This is a genomic window from Pedobacter sp. SL55, from assembly GCF_026625705.1.
Lineage (GTDB): Bacteria > Bacteroidota > Bacteroidia > Sphingobacteriales > Sphingobacteriaceae > Pedobacter.
In genome coordinates, this window is sequence record NZ_CP113059.1 from 4,227,742 (window position 1) to 4,243,867 (window position 16,126).

General features: G+C 37.7%; 13 protein-coding genes and 1 pseudogene. 7 read left to right on the forward strand and 7 right to left on the reverse strand.

Translation table 11 applies throughout. The features are described 5' to 3' along the window. The first annotated feature begins 737 nt into the window (after window positions 1-737). From OVA16_RS18975 to OVA16_RS18985, 3 genes are all read left to right on the forward strand, one after another. Window positions 738-3,512: a hypothetical protein gene (locus OVA16_RS18975; protein ID WP_267762535.1), complete on the forward strand. Its 2,775-nt coding sequence runs from the start codon at window positions 738-740 to the stop codon at window positions 3,510-3,512. A gap of 27 nt (window positions 3,513-3,539) precedes the next feature. Next, window positions 3,540-3,824 (forward strand): LapA family protein, encoded by a 285-nt coding sequence (locus tag OVA16_RS18980; protein WP_267762536.1) that lies wholly within the window; start codon window positions 3,540-3,542, stop codon window positions 3,822-3,824. A gap of 309 nt (window positions 3,825-4,133) precedes the next feature. Further along, complete coding sequence (locus OVA16_RS18985; protein ID WP_267762538.1) at window positions 4,134-4,589, forward strand: YciI family protein; 456 nt, start codon at window positions 4,134-4,136, stop codon at window positions 4,587-4,589. Between the two features lie 352 nt (window positions 4,590-4,941). Here the strand turns inward: OVA16_RS18985 and OVA16_RS18990 are convergent, their stop codons facing one another. The 3 genes and pseudogenes from OVA16_RS18990 to OVA16_RS19000 form a co-directional block, all read right to left on the reverse strand. Further along, window positions 4,942-5,946, reverse strand: a complete 1,005-nt coding sequence (locus OVA16_RS18990) for a cytochrome d ubiquinol oxidase subunit II (protein WP_267762539.1) — start codon at window positions 5,944-5,946, stop codon at window positions 4,942-4,944. Then, window positions 5,946-7,269, reverse strand: a pseudogene (locus OVA16_RS18995) (cytochrome ubiquinol oxidase subunit I). The gene OVA16_RS18990 and the pseudogene OVA16_RS18995 overlap by 1 nt, the downstream one beginning before the upstream one ends. A 193-nt stretch (window positions 7,270-7,462) precedes the next feature. Next, the gene (locus OVA16_RS19000) at window positions 7,463-7,735 is read right to left on the reverse strand and encodes a hypothetical protein (protein ID WP_267762541.1); all 273 of its coding nucleotides are present in this window, start codon (window positions 7,733-7,735) and stop codon (window positions 7,463-7,465) included. A gap of 14 nt (window positions 7,736-7,749) precedes the next feature. Between OVA16_RS19000 and OVA16_RS19005 the strand changes: the two genes are divergently transcribed. Continuing rightward, complete coding sequence (locus OVA16_RS19005; RefSeq protein WP_267762542.1) at window positions 7,750-8,403, forward strand: oxidoreductase; 654 nt, start codon at window positions 7,750-7,752, stop codon at window positions 8,401-8,403. A 96-nt stretch (window positions 8,404-8,499) separates the two neighbouring features. Beyond that, window positions 8,500-9,024 carry a DNA-3-methyladenine glycosylase I gene (locus OVA16_RS19010; protein ID WP_267762543.1) on the forward strand — a complete coding sequence of 175 codons (525 nt, stop codon included), beginning with the start codon at window positions 8,500-8,502 and terminating at the stop codon, window positions 9,022-9,024. Window positions 9,025-9,152: 128 nt separating this feature from the next. Here the strand turns inward: OVA16_RS19010 and OVA16_RS19015 are convergent, their stop codons facing one another. The 4 genes from OVA16_RS19015 to glmM all read right to left on the reverse strand — a co-directional run bounded on the left by OVA16_RS19015 (window position 9,153) and on the right by glmM (window position 14,554). Continuing rightward, window positions 9,153-11,072, reverse strand: coding sequence for a cation acetate symporter (locus tag OVA16_RS19015; RefSeq protein WP_267762545.1), 1,920 nt, complete (start codon window positions 11,070-11,072; stop codon window positions 9,153-9,155). After that, on the reverse strand, window positions 11,069-11,365 hold the full coding sequence (locus OVA16_RS19020; RefSeq protein ID WP_267762547.1) for a DUF485 domain-containing protein: 297 nt from the start codon (window positions 11,363-11,365) through the stop codon (window positions 11,069-11,071). Before OVA16_RS19020 ends, OVA16_RS19015 begins: the two co-directional genes overlap by 4 nt. Window positions 11,366-11,916: 551 nt before the next feature. Continuing rightward, on the reverse strand, window positions 11,917-13,065 hold the full coding sequence (locus OVA16_RS19025) for a cysteine desulfurase family protein (RefSeq protein WP_267762548.1): 1,149 nt from the start codon (window positions 13,063-13,065) through the stop codon (window positions 11,917-11,919). A gap of 100 nt (window positions 13,066-13,165) precedes the next feature. Then, window positions 13,166-14,554 carry a phosphoglucosamine mutase gene (gene glmM, locus OVA16_RS19030; protein WP_267762550.1) on the reverse strand — a complete coding sequence of 463 codons (1,389 nt, stop codon included), beginning with the start codon at window positions 14,552-14,554 and terminating at the stop codon, window positions 13,166-13,168. Between the two features lie 230 nt (window positions 14,555-14,784). On the opposite strand from glmM, the gene OVA16_RS19035 reads away from it, so the two are divergent. Further along, entirely contained in the window at window positions 14,785-15,516 is a 732-nt protein-coding gene (locus OVA16_RS19035; protein ID WP_267762552.1) for a class I SAM-dependent methyltransferase, read from the forward strand. Further along, a complete protein-coding gene (locus tag OVA16_RS19040; RefSeq protein ID WP_267762554.1) occupies window positions 15,513-16,103 on the forward strand; it encodes a phosphatase PAP2 family protein in 591 nt (196 codons plus the stop codon). Before OVA16_RS19035 ends, OVA16_RS19040 begins: the two co-directional genes overlap by 4 nt. Window positions 16,104-16,126 lie beyond the last annotated feature (23 nt).

The following is a 16,126-nucleotide window of genomic DNA, read 5'->3' on the forward strand; positions in this document are numbered from 1 at the left end:
AACGGCAGTAGAAACACAAACAAAACTACCAGAAAAACCACGACATGAAACACTGTTTTGGACTACCAAAAATAAAGTAACCTACACAAGAAACCTTCAAAAAAAACCCAAATTATTTCGAATAAACAGGCACCAAGGGAGAGCAAAAATCACCAGCAAACAAAACAAATACGACACCAAAAAACACACAAACAAATCAGTTAAAATAAAAAACTATCTAAACAAAACCCAATCAAAATTCATAAAATAATTAAAAAATATATACACTAAGTGTAAAACAAAAAGCGAAGTGAAATTTAATAAACATCAAAAATAATGAAACCAAACCACCAGCTTAACGAAACTAAAATGGCTAGTATTTTTTCGGTATACCGCAGTAAGAAATATAAAAACCTTCATTAAATTCTCTAAAAATTCTGATCCGTTCTGTATACATTTTAAAAAATAGCGTGAATTTTCAAACTTAAAAACCAACGCAAATAGTGTACACATTTTATCAAAATTTTATCCTATATTAGAGTTGTTATCGAACTTTAAAAAGGAGAGAAATCACAGTAAAAAGCAACATAAAAAAGCAAAATCAAATATCCAACATAAAAAACAAAAACATTTAAAAATCAATCAATTACATATTTTAAATAAATTAAAAATTCACAACAATCAAACAAACACAAACACACAAAAACTAAATTTATTAGCAAACAGACAAATTAGCCAACAAATAACAAATCATAAAATTGAAAGTCAGATTATTAGCAACAGTTATTTTAAGTTTTACTTTTTCGAATGTTTTTCCTCAATTTTTCGATGAAAGTCAAAGCCCTCTTAGTGTAAAATGGCGTCAAATTGAGCATAGCGGCTTTAAAATCATTTATCCGAGCGAACTAGAAAAAGATGCACAGAGAATGGCCAACACCTTTGCCCACGCCTACCCTACCGTTGGCAAAAGCCTAAGAGAGAACAAAACTATCATCCCTATACTTTTACAAAACCAAGGAACCAGCTCAAATGGCTTTGTGCAGCTAGCCCCAAAAAAATCACAACTATACACTATCTCTCCGCAGCAGTTCGACAGCCAAGACTGGCTAAACAACCTAACAGTACACGAACTACGACACGTAGCTCAGTTCGATAAGCTTACCGGAAAGAACGGTTTCCCATTCCCAGAAGAGATCTATTTTGGGTACATTGGGGTAAGTACACCTTTATGGTTTTTAGAGGGAGATGCGGTAAGTACCGAGACCGCCCTGACCTACTCCGGAAGAGGGCGACAACCCAACTGGATTATGCCTTTCAGAGCTTCACTTTTAGAAGGCAAAAAATTCGCTTATTCGAAGTCATATTTTGGCTCCGAAAAAGACATCACTCCGGGCTATTACCAACTCGGCTATTTGATGAATTCGCAACTACAAAAAGCGTACGGAACCGACATCGGAAATCAACTACTTTCGGACCTTAACAAAAGACCTTTTAGGTTGTATCCATTTTCTCAAAGCTTGAAAAAATTTACAGGCAAAAACACCAAAAATTATTACCTGCAAACCTTAGAAAATTTAAAGCAAGATTGGGCAGAACAAGCCAAAAAAAACAAGTCGATTGACTATGCAAGTTTGAACAAAAAATCGAGCTATGCAACGCACTTTTATTTGCCTACTCAATTACCCAATAAAGACATTCTTGTGATTAAGCAAAGCAAGAGCGAAACCCCAGGTTTTGTAATGATCTCTGCAGACCAAAAAGAGAAAACGTTATTTAAAATTGGCTACCAAGAACAACCTTGGTTTAGCTATGCAAACCAAAAAATTGTTTGGGAAGAAAGACGAGAAGACCCAAGGTATAAACAGCGCAGCTACAATGTTATCTGCACCTACGATTTTGAAACTGGCAGAAAGAAACAACTAACTCACAAAACGAGGTTATTTGCACCAAGCCTGTCTGGAGATGGGAAAAAACTGATTGCAGTAAAAATAGATATGAGCAACCAGCACAATCTGGTACTACTAGATCTAGAAACAGGCAAAATTATCGATAGCCTGCCCAATCCAAAAAACTATCAATTACAAACGCCAGCTCTAAACTTAGATGGCAGCGAAATTGCCTGGATCAGTGTTAGTGAAGAAGGCAAATCCCTTTGGTTAAAAAACAAGCAAAAAACAGAAGTTTTAATTAGTAACACCAGACAGCAGCTTAGCAGACCGATATTTTCTAACGACAGAATAGCTTTTAATGCCCATTATAGCGGCGTAGACAATATTTACGAAATAGACCCCGCCTCAAAAAAAATAAGCGCTTTAACGGCTTCTAAATACGGCGCCTTTAATGCAAGTTTTGACGATAGCGGTAAAACACTCTTGTTTAACGATTACAAATTAATGGGGCATGAAGTAGCTAAAACGACTGTAGCCCCAACCGAAATACAAGAAAACAGTTTTGTTTACCATGGGCAAGAAACCCAAAAAGAAGATTACGTATTTGCCAACGTTCCGGATAGCACGTTTAGCTCTAAACCTTACAGCCCGTTAAAACACATGTTCAACTTTCACAGCATTAGCCCAACGGCCGATGATGCTGTAGAAAGAGTGGGCTTACAACTCAAATCAGACGATTTATTGAACACCACTAGTTTTTATGCTGGTGTAACTTACGAGAGTTCGCTGCGCAGGGTAGAGTACAATGCAGGTTTTAGGTACAAAGCACTATATCCGGTCATTAATTTAGGTTACCGAAACCGGCCACGACTAGCCTACTACCGCTTCCAAAATGCCGTACGACAAGCCCAGTGGCGAGAAGATTACATCAGCTTAACTACTTCATTACCGCTAAGCTTCAATTCTTTTAACCACAATTTCAGTTTTATTGGCGAAGCTGGAACTTACTATGTGAACAGGCATTTTAACGCTGTTGATGCCTCCAGACTGGTAAGTACCATAGAATTTCCGTTAACCTATCGTTTTGGTTTTACCCATCAAATTAGAAGTGCAGAGCGAGATATTGCACCGAAATGGGCGCAAGCAATAGAATTGAAATACCAACACCTACCTTTTGAGCAAAATTTAAACGGAAAAATTTTTGCTATAGAGAGCTACCTGTATTTCCCTGGCTTGGCTAAAAACCACACCTTACTGGCTAGTTTTAATTACCAACAAAACAACGGAACTTTTAGAGCCGTAAACGACATTCCTGTGGTTTATGGCTACAACCAAATTGCAGCCACAAGTTTGCTTAAAAATACACTCCTATTCAATTACCGCTTCCCGTTTTTGTTTCCCGATCTCGAAATTGGATCATTTGCTTACGTAAGAAATCTAAGAGCCACCTTTTTTAGCCATTACGAAAATATTGGTCACGAGAATAACCTAACGCAGCCTAAAACTTTTGGGCTAGAGCTGCGCAGTGATATGAACCTACTTCGCTACCAACCTATAGCCGATGTTGGTGCTCGTTTAATTTTCGTTAACAAAAACTATAATCAAAACCCTATCTTCGAATTGTTGTTTAATTATTACTTTTAACTACAGAAAAACCTAAAAACGTACAAGATGAAAGCAAAAACCATATTTATCGTTATCGTAACTGTCTTATTAACCATCTTTTTAATGGACAACAAAGACGCCGTAGATTTTAACTTCATTTTTGTTGACGATGTACCCGTATCTAAGTTAGCGGTAATTGGAATCTGCATTTTAATAGGCTTTGTATTGGGGTTTTTAGTAGGCCGACCACGCAAAACCTACAGCAGCTATAACGACGAAATTGAAGGCAACTACCCTGCTGAACAACCAAAAAGTACGCTAAGCGACGAAGATAGAGATTATATCAGTTAAAAATTTTTGAAAAGTAATGGAAGTAATCAATTGGTTACCGAAGTCCTGTTTCCAAGAAACCCCATCGGAGCTCGTGGGCTTTAGACGCTCGTTATACTTGGAGCGCTGCCGTATGCGATTAGTCACAAAGCACTACTATTAAAACCAAGATGGTCAAATTTGAAATAACCGATGTTTACAAAGGACAGAAGTTTGATGATACAGCTATAACGGAAATCTATTTTGACGGAACGGATGTTCATTAACCAAACAAACCATTTTATTCAAAAACATTTTCTACCTTAACCTACACAAACTACTCATCAGAAAATGAAAAAAATACTCATTACTTTATTTTTTGCGTTATTTGCTTTTTTATCGCAAGCACAAGAAAAGCCGAAGTATGATGAAGCCCTAGCCAAAAAACTGGGCGCCGACAATTATGGCATGAAAATGTACGTATTAGTTATCCTTAAAACCGGGAGCAATACCACAGCCACCAAAGCACAAACCGATAGCCTTTTTAAAGGACACATGACCAACATCGACAGATTAGCTAAAGAAAATAAATTGGTAGTGGCTGGTCCTTTAGCTAAAAACGACAAACAGTATCGAGGCATTTTTATCCTTAACACCAAATCTTTAGAAGAAGCTAAAACTTGGCTAGCTACCGACCCAGCTGTAAGCGCTAAACTACTAGATGCTGATATTTTTAACTGGTATGGTTCGGCAGCCTTGCCAGAATATCTTCCCTATCATGATAAAGTACAAAAAACCAACTTTTAAGCGTAAAATGGTTATAAAACTCATTTAACCACCTGAGACACCTTAGTTCTTTTTAACCTGAGTTCGATTTTTAACCCATTGATAATAAAACTTTAAAACTGATGCTGAACTAAATTCAGCATGACGAACCGCCAATTTTCCGTCACCCTGAATTTATTTCAGGGTCGGCGAACTCAATAAGTTTAAAAAATGCTATAAAAATAAACAAATAATAATCGAACTCAGGTTTTTAGATTTTCTTGGAAGGTTTTCTTGTGTAAAAAACTTGGTGTTCTTCGTGTCTTTGTGGTTAATCCGTAATCTTCGATAAACACTTAGGTTTGCTCAGGCGCCTTAGGTGGTTTTAAAACAACTATTCCTCCTTCTGCTGAAACTTATAAAACAAATATCCAAGAAAAGGCAAAATCAAAAAACTACCCAAAACTAAAGCCCATCCCAAACTCTGCACCGTTTTTTCTGGAGCTACGGTTTCATACAGAGAAACCACATTTCCACCTTTTAAACGGATAAAATTAGGAAAATGCGCATAGCTAATGGCAACTAAAATCATCGTTACCTGAAAACCGGCCAACAATCTCAAAATTTTCGTCTTTCCTTTCAACAAGAGATACCATAGCAACACTAAAGAAAGACTTGCTAAAATCACGGCACTTAATCCAACTCTGTTGTAAATTACCCAATTCATCAAAGGAACATCTTCCATAGCGGCGCTAAAAAAAACCATCGCTCCGAAAACAACTGCTGCCACATTCATGTATTCAGCTTTTTTGATGAACCGATTTTTGTCTTCTTTAGTTTTACATTCTCCTATTAAATAAATTGCCGCTAAAAAACCGCACAAAGCGGTAGTAAACAAACCAACAGAGATAGAAAACCAATTTAACCAGCCGAAAATATAGGCATCAGTAAAGTTGGTTGCAACAGGATCTATCTTTCCAGACAAGACACTTCCGGCTAAAATACCCAGAAACAATGCGGTTAAAAAACTCGAATACCTAAAAATACGATTATATAGCCACTGCATATCATCTTTAACGGCATCATAATGCCTAAACACAAAGGCCGTACCACGAGCAATAATACCAATAAGCATAATGGCTAAAGGGATATGCAAATGAACCGACATGGTAGTATAAATTCGAGGAAAAGCCACAAACAAGATCACGATTGCAATAATTAACCACATGTGGTTGGCTTCCCAAACTGGGCCAATGGCATGGTACATGGTTTTACGGGTACGACTTCTGTTTTTTGTAGAAGTAAACAGTTCGATAATTCCAGCTCCAAAATCGGCCCCGCCTAATAAAAAATAGAGCAAAATGGCTAAACATAAAAAAGCAATGACTACCTGTTCCATTATTGATCAATATTTGAGGATTGATAAAGCACCGGAACCATTTTAATTTGGCGATACAGCAAAAAGATAACGATTAAGCTTAACGAGAAATAAATGGCAGAAAACAAATAGAAGGACCAAGCAATGCCCGGCATAGGGGTTACCGCATCAATGGTTCGCATAATGCCGTTAATGATCCAAGGCTGTCTACCCACTTCGGTTACTACCCAACCAGCTTCTAGAGCGATATAGCCCAACGGAATAGCAAACACGAAAAGTTTAAGCAGCCATTTAGTGTTCAAAATCGTTTTTCTCCGCCACAAAATGAAGAAATAAATCAAAGATATCATCATCATTACCGTTCCCAAACCCACCATAATTTGGAAAGCGTAATGTGTAATGGCTACCTAGTGGATGTTCGTCTTCAGGAATTTGATCTAAACCTTTTACCTCTGCATTAAAATCGCCATGCGCCAAAAAACTCAATGCTCCAGGAATTTCAATATAATTTTTTACGGTTTTATTTTTTTCATCTACAATACCACCAATCAACAAGGGAGCAGGTTGTTCGGTTTTGTATAGCGCTTCCATTGCCGCAAGCTTGGCAGGTTGGCGTTGGGCAACATCTTTTGCAGAAATATCTCCACTTATGGGCTGCAATAATGCACAAATGGTTGCAAAAGTAGCAGCAATTTTAAATGATTTATAGTGAAAATCGTTGTGCTGCTTTTTCAACAGCATTAAAGCATGAACGCCAGCTACAGCAAATCCGGTAGCCGTAAAAGCAGCCAAACACATGTGCAAGGCCTGTGTAAACCAAGCATCGTTAAACATTGCTTTTATAGGGTCAATATTGGTGTATTGGCCATTTACGTAATTAAACCCTGCCGGGCTATTCATCCAAGCGTTGGCCGCTACCACCAAAATTCCCGAAGCCAAGCCACTCACGCCAACCACCACTCCCGTAAACCAGTGAAACCATTTATTCAGTTTATCCCAACCGTAAAGGAAAAAGCCCAAGGCAATGGCTTCAATGAAAAAAGCAGTTCCTTCTAACGAAAAAGGCATTCCAAAAATTGGCCCAGCATGTTCCATAAACTTAGGCCAAAGCAAACCTAATTCGAACGAGAGCATGGTACCAGAAACAGCACCCGTAGCAAAGAAAATGGCAACCCCCTTGCTCCAAGCTTTTGTAATGTGCTTATAAACCTCGCTATTGGTTGTTAACCACTTGTAGTGCGAAACAGCCATAAAAAACGGCATTACCATACCAATACAAGCGTAAATAATGTGAAACCCCAACGAAAGGGCCATTTGCGAACGGGCAGCTAAAAAATCATCCATGATTTAGGGGATTAGGACTGAACAAATATAAGTGTTAACACTTTAAGTGCTAAGCCTGTAAACAACCCTAAAAGAAATATTTGAAATATAGAACGTTTATAAATTAAACTATTTTTCTTTTAGTCATTTTATATGAACTAAAAAAGCCACAGCTTAATTGCCGTGGCTTAGGTCCATACATTTATTCCTTAATTTAAAATCCAGTGCCCGGAGTGGTGCCAGGTTCATGACTGCCACCCATTGGCTCGTGCCTGCGGGTATGATTTTTATTAAATTTAGTTTCTACTGCAGAAGTAGGAGCTTTTTCAATATTCTCTTCGCTTCTAGCTGGCTTTGTATCATCGATATCAATCAAGTCAACCTTGGTCTCTTTTTCTTTTTTATCTTTATAATTTTCCATGCTATTAAAGTTTTGGTACATTTTTCTAACAAACTCGTTTTCAAATTTGTTTGTAACATCATACATCAATTTAAAAAAAGATGAAAAAAGCAATTATTTTTGGGGCAAGCGGTTTTATCGGCAGCTATTTATTAAGTAATTTATTGCAAAGCGATACCTACAGCGAAGTAACTATAGTTGTACGTAAACCATTGAACATTCAGCATCCAAAATTAAAAATGGTAATTGCCGATTATCATAGCTTAGCACAAAACGCAGCATATTTGGCTGCAGATGATGTTTTTATTTCGTTGGGAACCACTAAAAAGAAAACTCCAGATCAAAAAGAGTATTATCAAATAGACCATGATTACCCGGTGCTAGCTGCGCAGCTGACCAAAGCAAATGGCGCAAGTGCAGTAATGTTGCTATCGGCAGTGGGGGCTAATGCCAAATCGAACATCTTCTATACGAAAACTAAAGGCGAAGCAGAAAGAGATGTTATTGCGGTTGGCTTTGAGCATACGCATATCTTCCGTCCTTCAATAATTATGGGCAACAGAGCAGAAAGCAGGCCTTTAGAAAAGATATTCATCAAAATATTCTCGGTAGCTAACCTTTTATTGGTGGGCAAACTGAATAAATACAAAGGAATTACCGCCGAAAATATTGCAAAAGCAATGATAAAAGCTGCGCAAATACCAACGGAAAAAGTTAAATTTTACCACTGGAAGGAGATGATAGAGCTTAGTTAAATAATTTTTCGTACTGCCATAGGGTTGTCAGTACGATGCTTATTTTTGCAAGTAAACAAATACTTCTATATGAGCTATTGTAGTGCAATACCAAATATGCAACCCGAAGAACGTAAGGCTTTGCATGCTAACTATCATGACAACCATTACGGCTTCCCTATACATGATGATAATGAGTTGTTTGGCAGGTTAATTTTAGAAATCAACCAAGCGGGTTTAAGCTGGGAAACTATTTTAAAAAAAGAAGAAGGTTTTAGAAAAGCTTACGCGGATTTTGATATCAAGAAAGTAGCTAATTTTAACGAAGCGGATAGGCAACGTTTATTACAAGACCCCGGTATCATCCGAAACAAACTAAAAGTAAATGCCGCCATAGAAAATGCGAAGACTATTTTAGGCATACAGCAAGAATTTGGCAGTTTCGAAAAATGGTTGGAGCATCATCATCCTAAAACCAAAGCAGAGTGGGTTAAGCTCTTTAAAAAAACTTTCAAATTTACTGGCGGAGAAATAGTTGGCGAGTTTTTAATGAGTATTGGTTATTTGCCAGGCGCTCACGATGCTTCTTGTGCAATTCATGCCGAGGTTTTGAAAAGTAATCCGAAGTGGATGGGATCATAAAACAACAAAGCCAGTGTAAATAACAATGGCTTTGTTGTTTTATACATCTCGTCATGTTGAGTTTGTCGAAACACTTTATGAAAAACAGTCTTCGACAAGCTCAGACTGACACGCAAGTAAAAAAAATTTTAAGCAGCTTCTACTATTCTAACTTCCTTTTTAGGATATAAAATTGAAAACACGTACACCGTTAATACCGCTAGCGGAAACGAAATTAATGCAGGGTTTTCCATTTGATGCATTGCATTTTCTGCTCCTAAACCATATTTATCCCACATGGTTGGCGAGGTTAAAATAATAGCTAAAGAAGCCACAATACCTACCACAATTGATGCAGAAATACCGGTTGACGATGTTCGTTTCCAAAACAACAAGAACAAAATTGCCGGTAAATTAGCAGAAGCTGCAATAGCAAAAGCCCAACCTACTAAAAACGAAACGTTGATACCTTTGAATGCCATCCCTAATAAAATAGCGAAAACACCAACTACCACTGCTGCTATCTTACCTACTTTAACTTTATTGTCGTCGGTTAGGTTTTTCTTTAAATAAATATCAATAAAATCATGCGCTATAGCACCCGATGAAGCTACAATTAATCCAGCTACCGTACCCAAAACTGTAGCAAAAGCTACAGCAGAGATAATAGAAAACAGCACTGCGCCAAAGGCCTTAGCTAATAAAGGAGCAGCCATGTTGCTAGATTCTACATCCATTACGCCATTAACACCGGCACCAAGGCCAATAAACAAAGTTAAAATATAAAAACCGCCAATGGCTGCAATAGCTAAAATGGTTGATTTACGTGCATCACGAGGTGTTTTTACAGTATAGTAACGGATAAGGATGTGTGGTAAAGCAGCTGTTCCTAAAAACAGCGCCAACATTAACGATACAAAATCCAATTTACTCCACAGGCTAGCATCTGTACCTATTTTATATTTCAAACCTGGCAACATAAATTTAGCACCGGCCGTAACTTCGGGGTAATAAATCGCAACCTGGTCGGTTCCATCTGTAAGTTTAGTCTGCAAAAAGCGCACTACTTGACTTTCTTTAATGGTGGATAAATACTGAAAAGGGCCTAATGCACCTGTTTTATCTACTTCTTTGCCATTAACAATGATTTTACTTAAATGACCAACCTGATAAAATTTCCTCTTGTCTTTAGTTTCTCCATTGTATAATTTCTCGCCATTGGCTTTTTGCACAATGGTCAAGGTTTCTTTAAGCACTGGCTCGCCATTAGGCGTACTTAAAACAAACCATCTTTCTATACCATTCTGACTTAATTTCACAAAGTTTTTGCCACCAACATTTTGCTGACTTACCAACTCCCAATTAGGAACAACCGTAACTTTATCTCCGTTTACTTGCGGCTTTAGCTCTGTAAATGTATGGTAAGGATTTTCCTTGTTTCCGGGAGATAATGTTAGACCATTTTTAAGAATATATGCAGTTAAAATTAAGGAAAGTACAATAAGCAATCCACCTTTTAAAAATTGCACATAGGTAGTTGATGCCATGCCTGCACTGGCCACAATGGCAATTACAATTGCACCTACTAAAATTACGCCAGCCCAATGTGGTAAGCCTAATAGTGGCATAACCAGGTCTCCCGCCCCAACCATTTGTGGTATAAGGTAAAACACTGAGATAATTAATGTACTAACCGATGCAGCTAAAGTAATTGCCCTTGAGTTGAATTTTGAGTTTAAAGCATCGGTAAAGGTATATTTGCCCAAGCGCTTGAAAGGCTCTGCAATTAAAAACAGCGCTACAATCCACCCTGCTAAAAAACCGATAGCGTATAGAAACCCATCGAAACCTGCAACGGCAATCATACCGCAAATACCAAGAAACGAGGCTGCAGATAAGTAATCGCCAGCAAAAGCAATACCGTTAACCGCCCAATGGATTTGCCCGCCCGCAGCATAATACGACGAAGAATCGCTCTTCTTGCGGCCAAAATAAAAGGATAGGCCGAGCACTAAGCCCACGAAAATGCAAAAGAAAATCAGCGCAGTAATCGAAATATCATAAATCATCTTTGATCTCCCTTCACTAATTCCTCTTGTTTATCGGCATCATCCTCATATTTCGTGCAGTAATAATTATAGATGATACCCATAATAACGGCAAATACAATTAAACCAATGCCGTAAACTATGGCTAGGTTTAGTCCAGAAAACACGGTAGTAGATAGTAGTTCGTAGTTAAATACACCGAGTGCAACAAAACCTGCATAGCAGATTAGGTAAATGAAAAATAACCGTACGCCCAGTTTAGATTTTTGTTGGGTTACGATTTCTTTTTCCTCGGTTGTGCTGTTTACATGCATAACTTTAAGGGGTTCGAAAGGTTTATAATGGTTAATTTGTTTTTATGTTGATAATCAACAATGGTTCTAATTACAATACTAATAAAAAAAAAGCAAGTTTAGTTAATGTTTTGGCGATAATCAGTAAATTGGTTTACCAGTTTGCTGGTTAGTTGGGTTATAAGCAAATTTACAAGCGTAAATAATTTAAAATTGTTAACACTGAGACACGAAGAGCACAAAGATAGGCGTCTAATTTCGAAGATAATGTGGTGGAACGCTTTTTTTTGCAATTGCTCAGACTGGCTATTTTAGAAGCACAGGTTGAGGTAAATTAGACCCGATTGTAGCAAAATACTTTTTGTTATGTCATCCTGAGCTTGTTGAAGGATAGCCGCTATTTTGTAGATGCTTCGATAAACTCAGCATGACAACTATGGAAGACAGAGCGAACACAAAAAGATTGTAGCGGAAAGCGGGACTGGAGGAAGAAAAGAACAGAGAACCTGCTCTTCTAAAAACAAAAGAGAGAAACCATTACGATTTCTCTCTTCCCAACAAGTTGATAAAGATTAAGCCAAAGCGTTTTGCTTAACCACCATTTTCACTTTCTCTAAGGTGTAATCTATTTCTTCTTTTGTGGTGTATTTGCTAAAAGAAAAACGTACCGCAGGGCGATTTGGATCTGCTTTAATGCCGTTTAAAACGTGAGAACCAATATTAGACCCAGACGAACACGCACTACCGCCCGAAGCACAGATACCGTTAATATCCAAATTAAACAACAACATATCTGCCATATCCATTTCTGGGAAAGAAACGTTTAAAACCGTATACAAACTTTTATCAGCATCAGTTTCGCCGTTAAAAGCAATACCCGGCACTTCGGCAATTAGCTGCGCTTTCATGTAATCTTTCAAATCCTGTACATGCTTTTGGTGTGCTTCCATTTCTGTGTAAGCAATTTCTAAAGCTTTTGACAAGCCCACAATACCATATACATTTTCGGTGCCACCACGCATGTTGCGTTCTTGCGCACCACCATAAATCATTGGTGGTATTTTGATGCTGTTATTTACATATAAAAAACCTACCCCTTTTGGGCCGTGTAATTTATGTGCAGCACAAACAATAAAATGAGCTTTCAGTTTACGCACATCATGAACGTAATGCCCCATAGTTTGTACGGTATCTGCATGGTAAATGGCATTGTACTTTTCGCACAAATCGCCCACTTTTTCCATATCAGTTAAGGTACCTAGCTCGTTGTTGGCATGCATTAACGAAACAAAAGTGCGGTCGTTGTTTTGCAACAGTTCTTCTAAGTGCGCATAATCAACATTACCTTTTTCATCAATATTTACAAAACTCAGTTTATCGATAACGCCATCTTTAAGCAACATACTTAAAGTATGCTCTACAGCATGGTGTTCTATTTTAGAGGTAATAGCGTGTTTAATACCATAGGCGGCAATGCCACAACGAATGGCCGTATTATCTGCCTCTGTACCTCCCGAAGTAAAGAAAATTTCTGACGGCGAAGCATTCAATAATGAGGCTACCGTTTTACGTGCCTTCTCTACCAAAGTTCTTACCTCTCTACCCAAAGCATGTATCGCAGAAGGATTTCCGAAGTAATTTGTCATTACGTTGGTCATCTCTGCAACTACAACCGGGTCTAGCGGCGTGGTAGCAGCGTTATCTAAATAAACTCGTTTCATTTTTATAAGTGTGTGTTAGTTCATTTTTAGTTGCTAGGAGTTAGGTATTAGTAAATTTAGCTTCAAAACTAAGTCCTAACGCCTAATCCCTAGTCCCTAATTAGCTTATCTGCAATATTTCTTTAATATCAGAGATGATTTTTTGCGCCAAATTCTCGGCTGTAGTTTCATTTTCTGCCTCGCTGTAGATACGAATAATTGGCTCGGTGTTAGATCTGCGTAAGTGTACCCACGATTTATCGAACTCAATTTTAAGCCCATCTATAGTGCTATGGGGTTGCTTTTCATATTTTCCTTCTACCTCTTTTAACAAGGCATCGATATCCATTTCTGGTGTTAAGGTAATCTTGTTTTTAGAGATATGATACGATGGGTAACTTGCTCTTAATACAGAAATAGGTTTGCCAAATTTTGCCAAGTGCGACAGGAACAATGCAATACCAACCAAAGCGTCTCTGCCATAGTGCGATTCTGGATAGATCACACCGCCGTTTCCTTCGCCACCAATAATAGCGTTGGTTGCTTTCATTTGGTTAACTACGTTTACCTCTCCTACCGCAGCTGCATTGTATTGCTGACCCGCTTTTTCTGTTACATCTCTTAATGCCCTTGTAGACGAAAGATTAGAAACCGTATTACCAGGTGTGTTTTTCAGTACATAGTCTGCTACAGCTACCAACGTATATTCTTCGCCAAACATAGAGCCATCTTCGTTTACTAATGCTAACCTATCCACATCTGGATCTACTACAATACCCAAATCGGCATTGTTTTGTTGTACTACTTTAGCAATTTCTGTCAAATTTTCTGGCAGTGGCTCCGGATTATGAGGAAATTGCCCATTCGGTTCGCAATACAATTCGTAAACGGTATCAACACCTAAAGCTTTCAACAAAGGTGGAAGAAAAATACCTCCTGTAGAGTTCACACAATCAATAGCTACCTTAAAATTGGCTTTCTTGATGGCATCCACATCTACCAAAGGCAAAGCTAATATCGCATCAATATGTTTTTGTATATAAGTATCGTCTTTTCTTACTTGGCCAAGCTCGTCTACTTCAGCAAAGCTGAAATCCGAATTTTCTGCAATTTCTAAAACCTCTTTACCATCGGTATCACTAATAAATTCGCCTTTGGCATTTAACAGTTTTAGTGCATTCCATTGTTTTGGGTTGTGGCTTGCAGTTAAAATAATTCCACCAGCTGCTTTTTCTAACGGAACCGCAATTTCTACGGTAGGCGTAGTTGATAAACCAAGGTCAATCACTTCAATACCCAGCCCTTGCAAAGTACCCACCACCAAATTATTTACCATTTCGCCCGAAATACGGGCATCGCGGCCAATTACTATTCTTTTATTTTCAGCTTTGCTGATTACCCACGAACCAAAAGCAGCTGTAAATTTTACTACGTCAATTGGGGTTAAACCATCGCCAGCCTTGCCGCCAATAGTGCCCCTTATACCAGAGATGGATTTAATTAAAGTCAAGTCGTTTATTTTTTGCCCAAAATTAAGAAAAATAAATGCTTAAAGTTGATGTTCATCATCATGTTTTTGACATTTAAACTTCAAGTAAATCTATGAGTTAGGTAGTAGATACATTATTAATTTAAAATTAATAACACTAAATTTAGCTGTACAAACACCCAAAGCAGCAAACTTTTATATGCAACATAATTGCATAAACACTATATTTGTCGACCTAAAAAAGAGTAAAAATGCAACGTAAATGGTTTCAATATTGGTTTAATTCGCCATACTATCATATACTTTATGGCAACCGAAATGATGAAGAAGCTGAATTATTGATTGATAATTTATTAGCTCATTTGAAACCAAAGGCCGATAGCAAAATTATTGATATAGCCTGTGGCAGAGGTAGGCACGCCATTTATCTAAATAAAAAAGGTTACGATGTTACAGGCATCGACCTTTCTGAACAAAATATTAAATACGCACAGCAGTTTGAGCAAAAGAACTTACATTTCTATGTGCATGATATGCGTAAACTCTCTTACATCAATTATTTTGATGTTGCTTTAAATCTTTTTACCAGCTTTGGCTATTTCGAAACAGAAAAAGACCATGTAAATGCCTTAAAAGCTTTTAGAAAAAGTTTGAAAGATGATGGTACTTTTGTGATCGATTATTTCAACACGCAAAAAATTATCAAAAACTTAACCCACCAAGAAATTAAAACCATTGATGGTATAGAGTTTCATCTCTCTAAATTTGTGGCCGAAGGAAAAATTATCAAGCACATTAACTTTGAACACCGATTAAAAGATTATGCCTTTGAAGAGCGTGTGCAAGCTTTTTTATTGAGTGATTTTGAAACGATGCTCGAAAAAAGCGGCCTGCAAATCGTAGAAAAATTCGGCAATTACCATTTAGAAGCATTTGATGAACTGAAATCGGACCGATTAATTTTAGTTTGTAAAAAAGCATGATGCAAGAGCTCTTACAGTTCGATACCGAACTATTTTTAAAGATACATCGCAGTTTAAGCAACGATTTTTTCGACTGGCTTATGCCTTTACTACGCAACCGCTTTTTTTGGTCGCCTTTGTACTTGTTCATCGTTATATTCTGTATCAGGCAATACAAAAAAGCCGGGCTATTTATTATTGGCGGTGTACTTTTAACTTTTGCATTGGGAGATGGAATTTCAGCAAAAATTATCAAGCCAAATGTTGGCAGAATAAGACCCTGCAATGAAATACGTTTGGCAGATCAAATTATTCATCGCGTATCCTGCGGTGGCGGCAAAAGTTTCCCTTCTTCTCATGCCACCAACCATTTTGCTATTGCGGTGTTCCTAATTGGCGTTTTTTATCGCAAATGGAAAGCCATTTTACCTATCGGGATTTTATGGGCTGCAGCCATTAGTTTTGCACAAGTTTACGTAGGTGTACACTACCCTATTGATGTTTTTTGCGGCATGATATTAGGTATTTTATTAGGCCTGCTAACTACTGCTATTTACAGGTACACAGAGCAAAAATTCTTAAAAAGAACAATTGTAGCAACTAACTAGAAAACGCTGACTTTTTTAAGCCT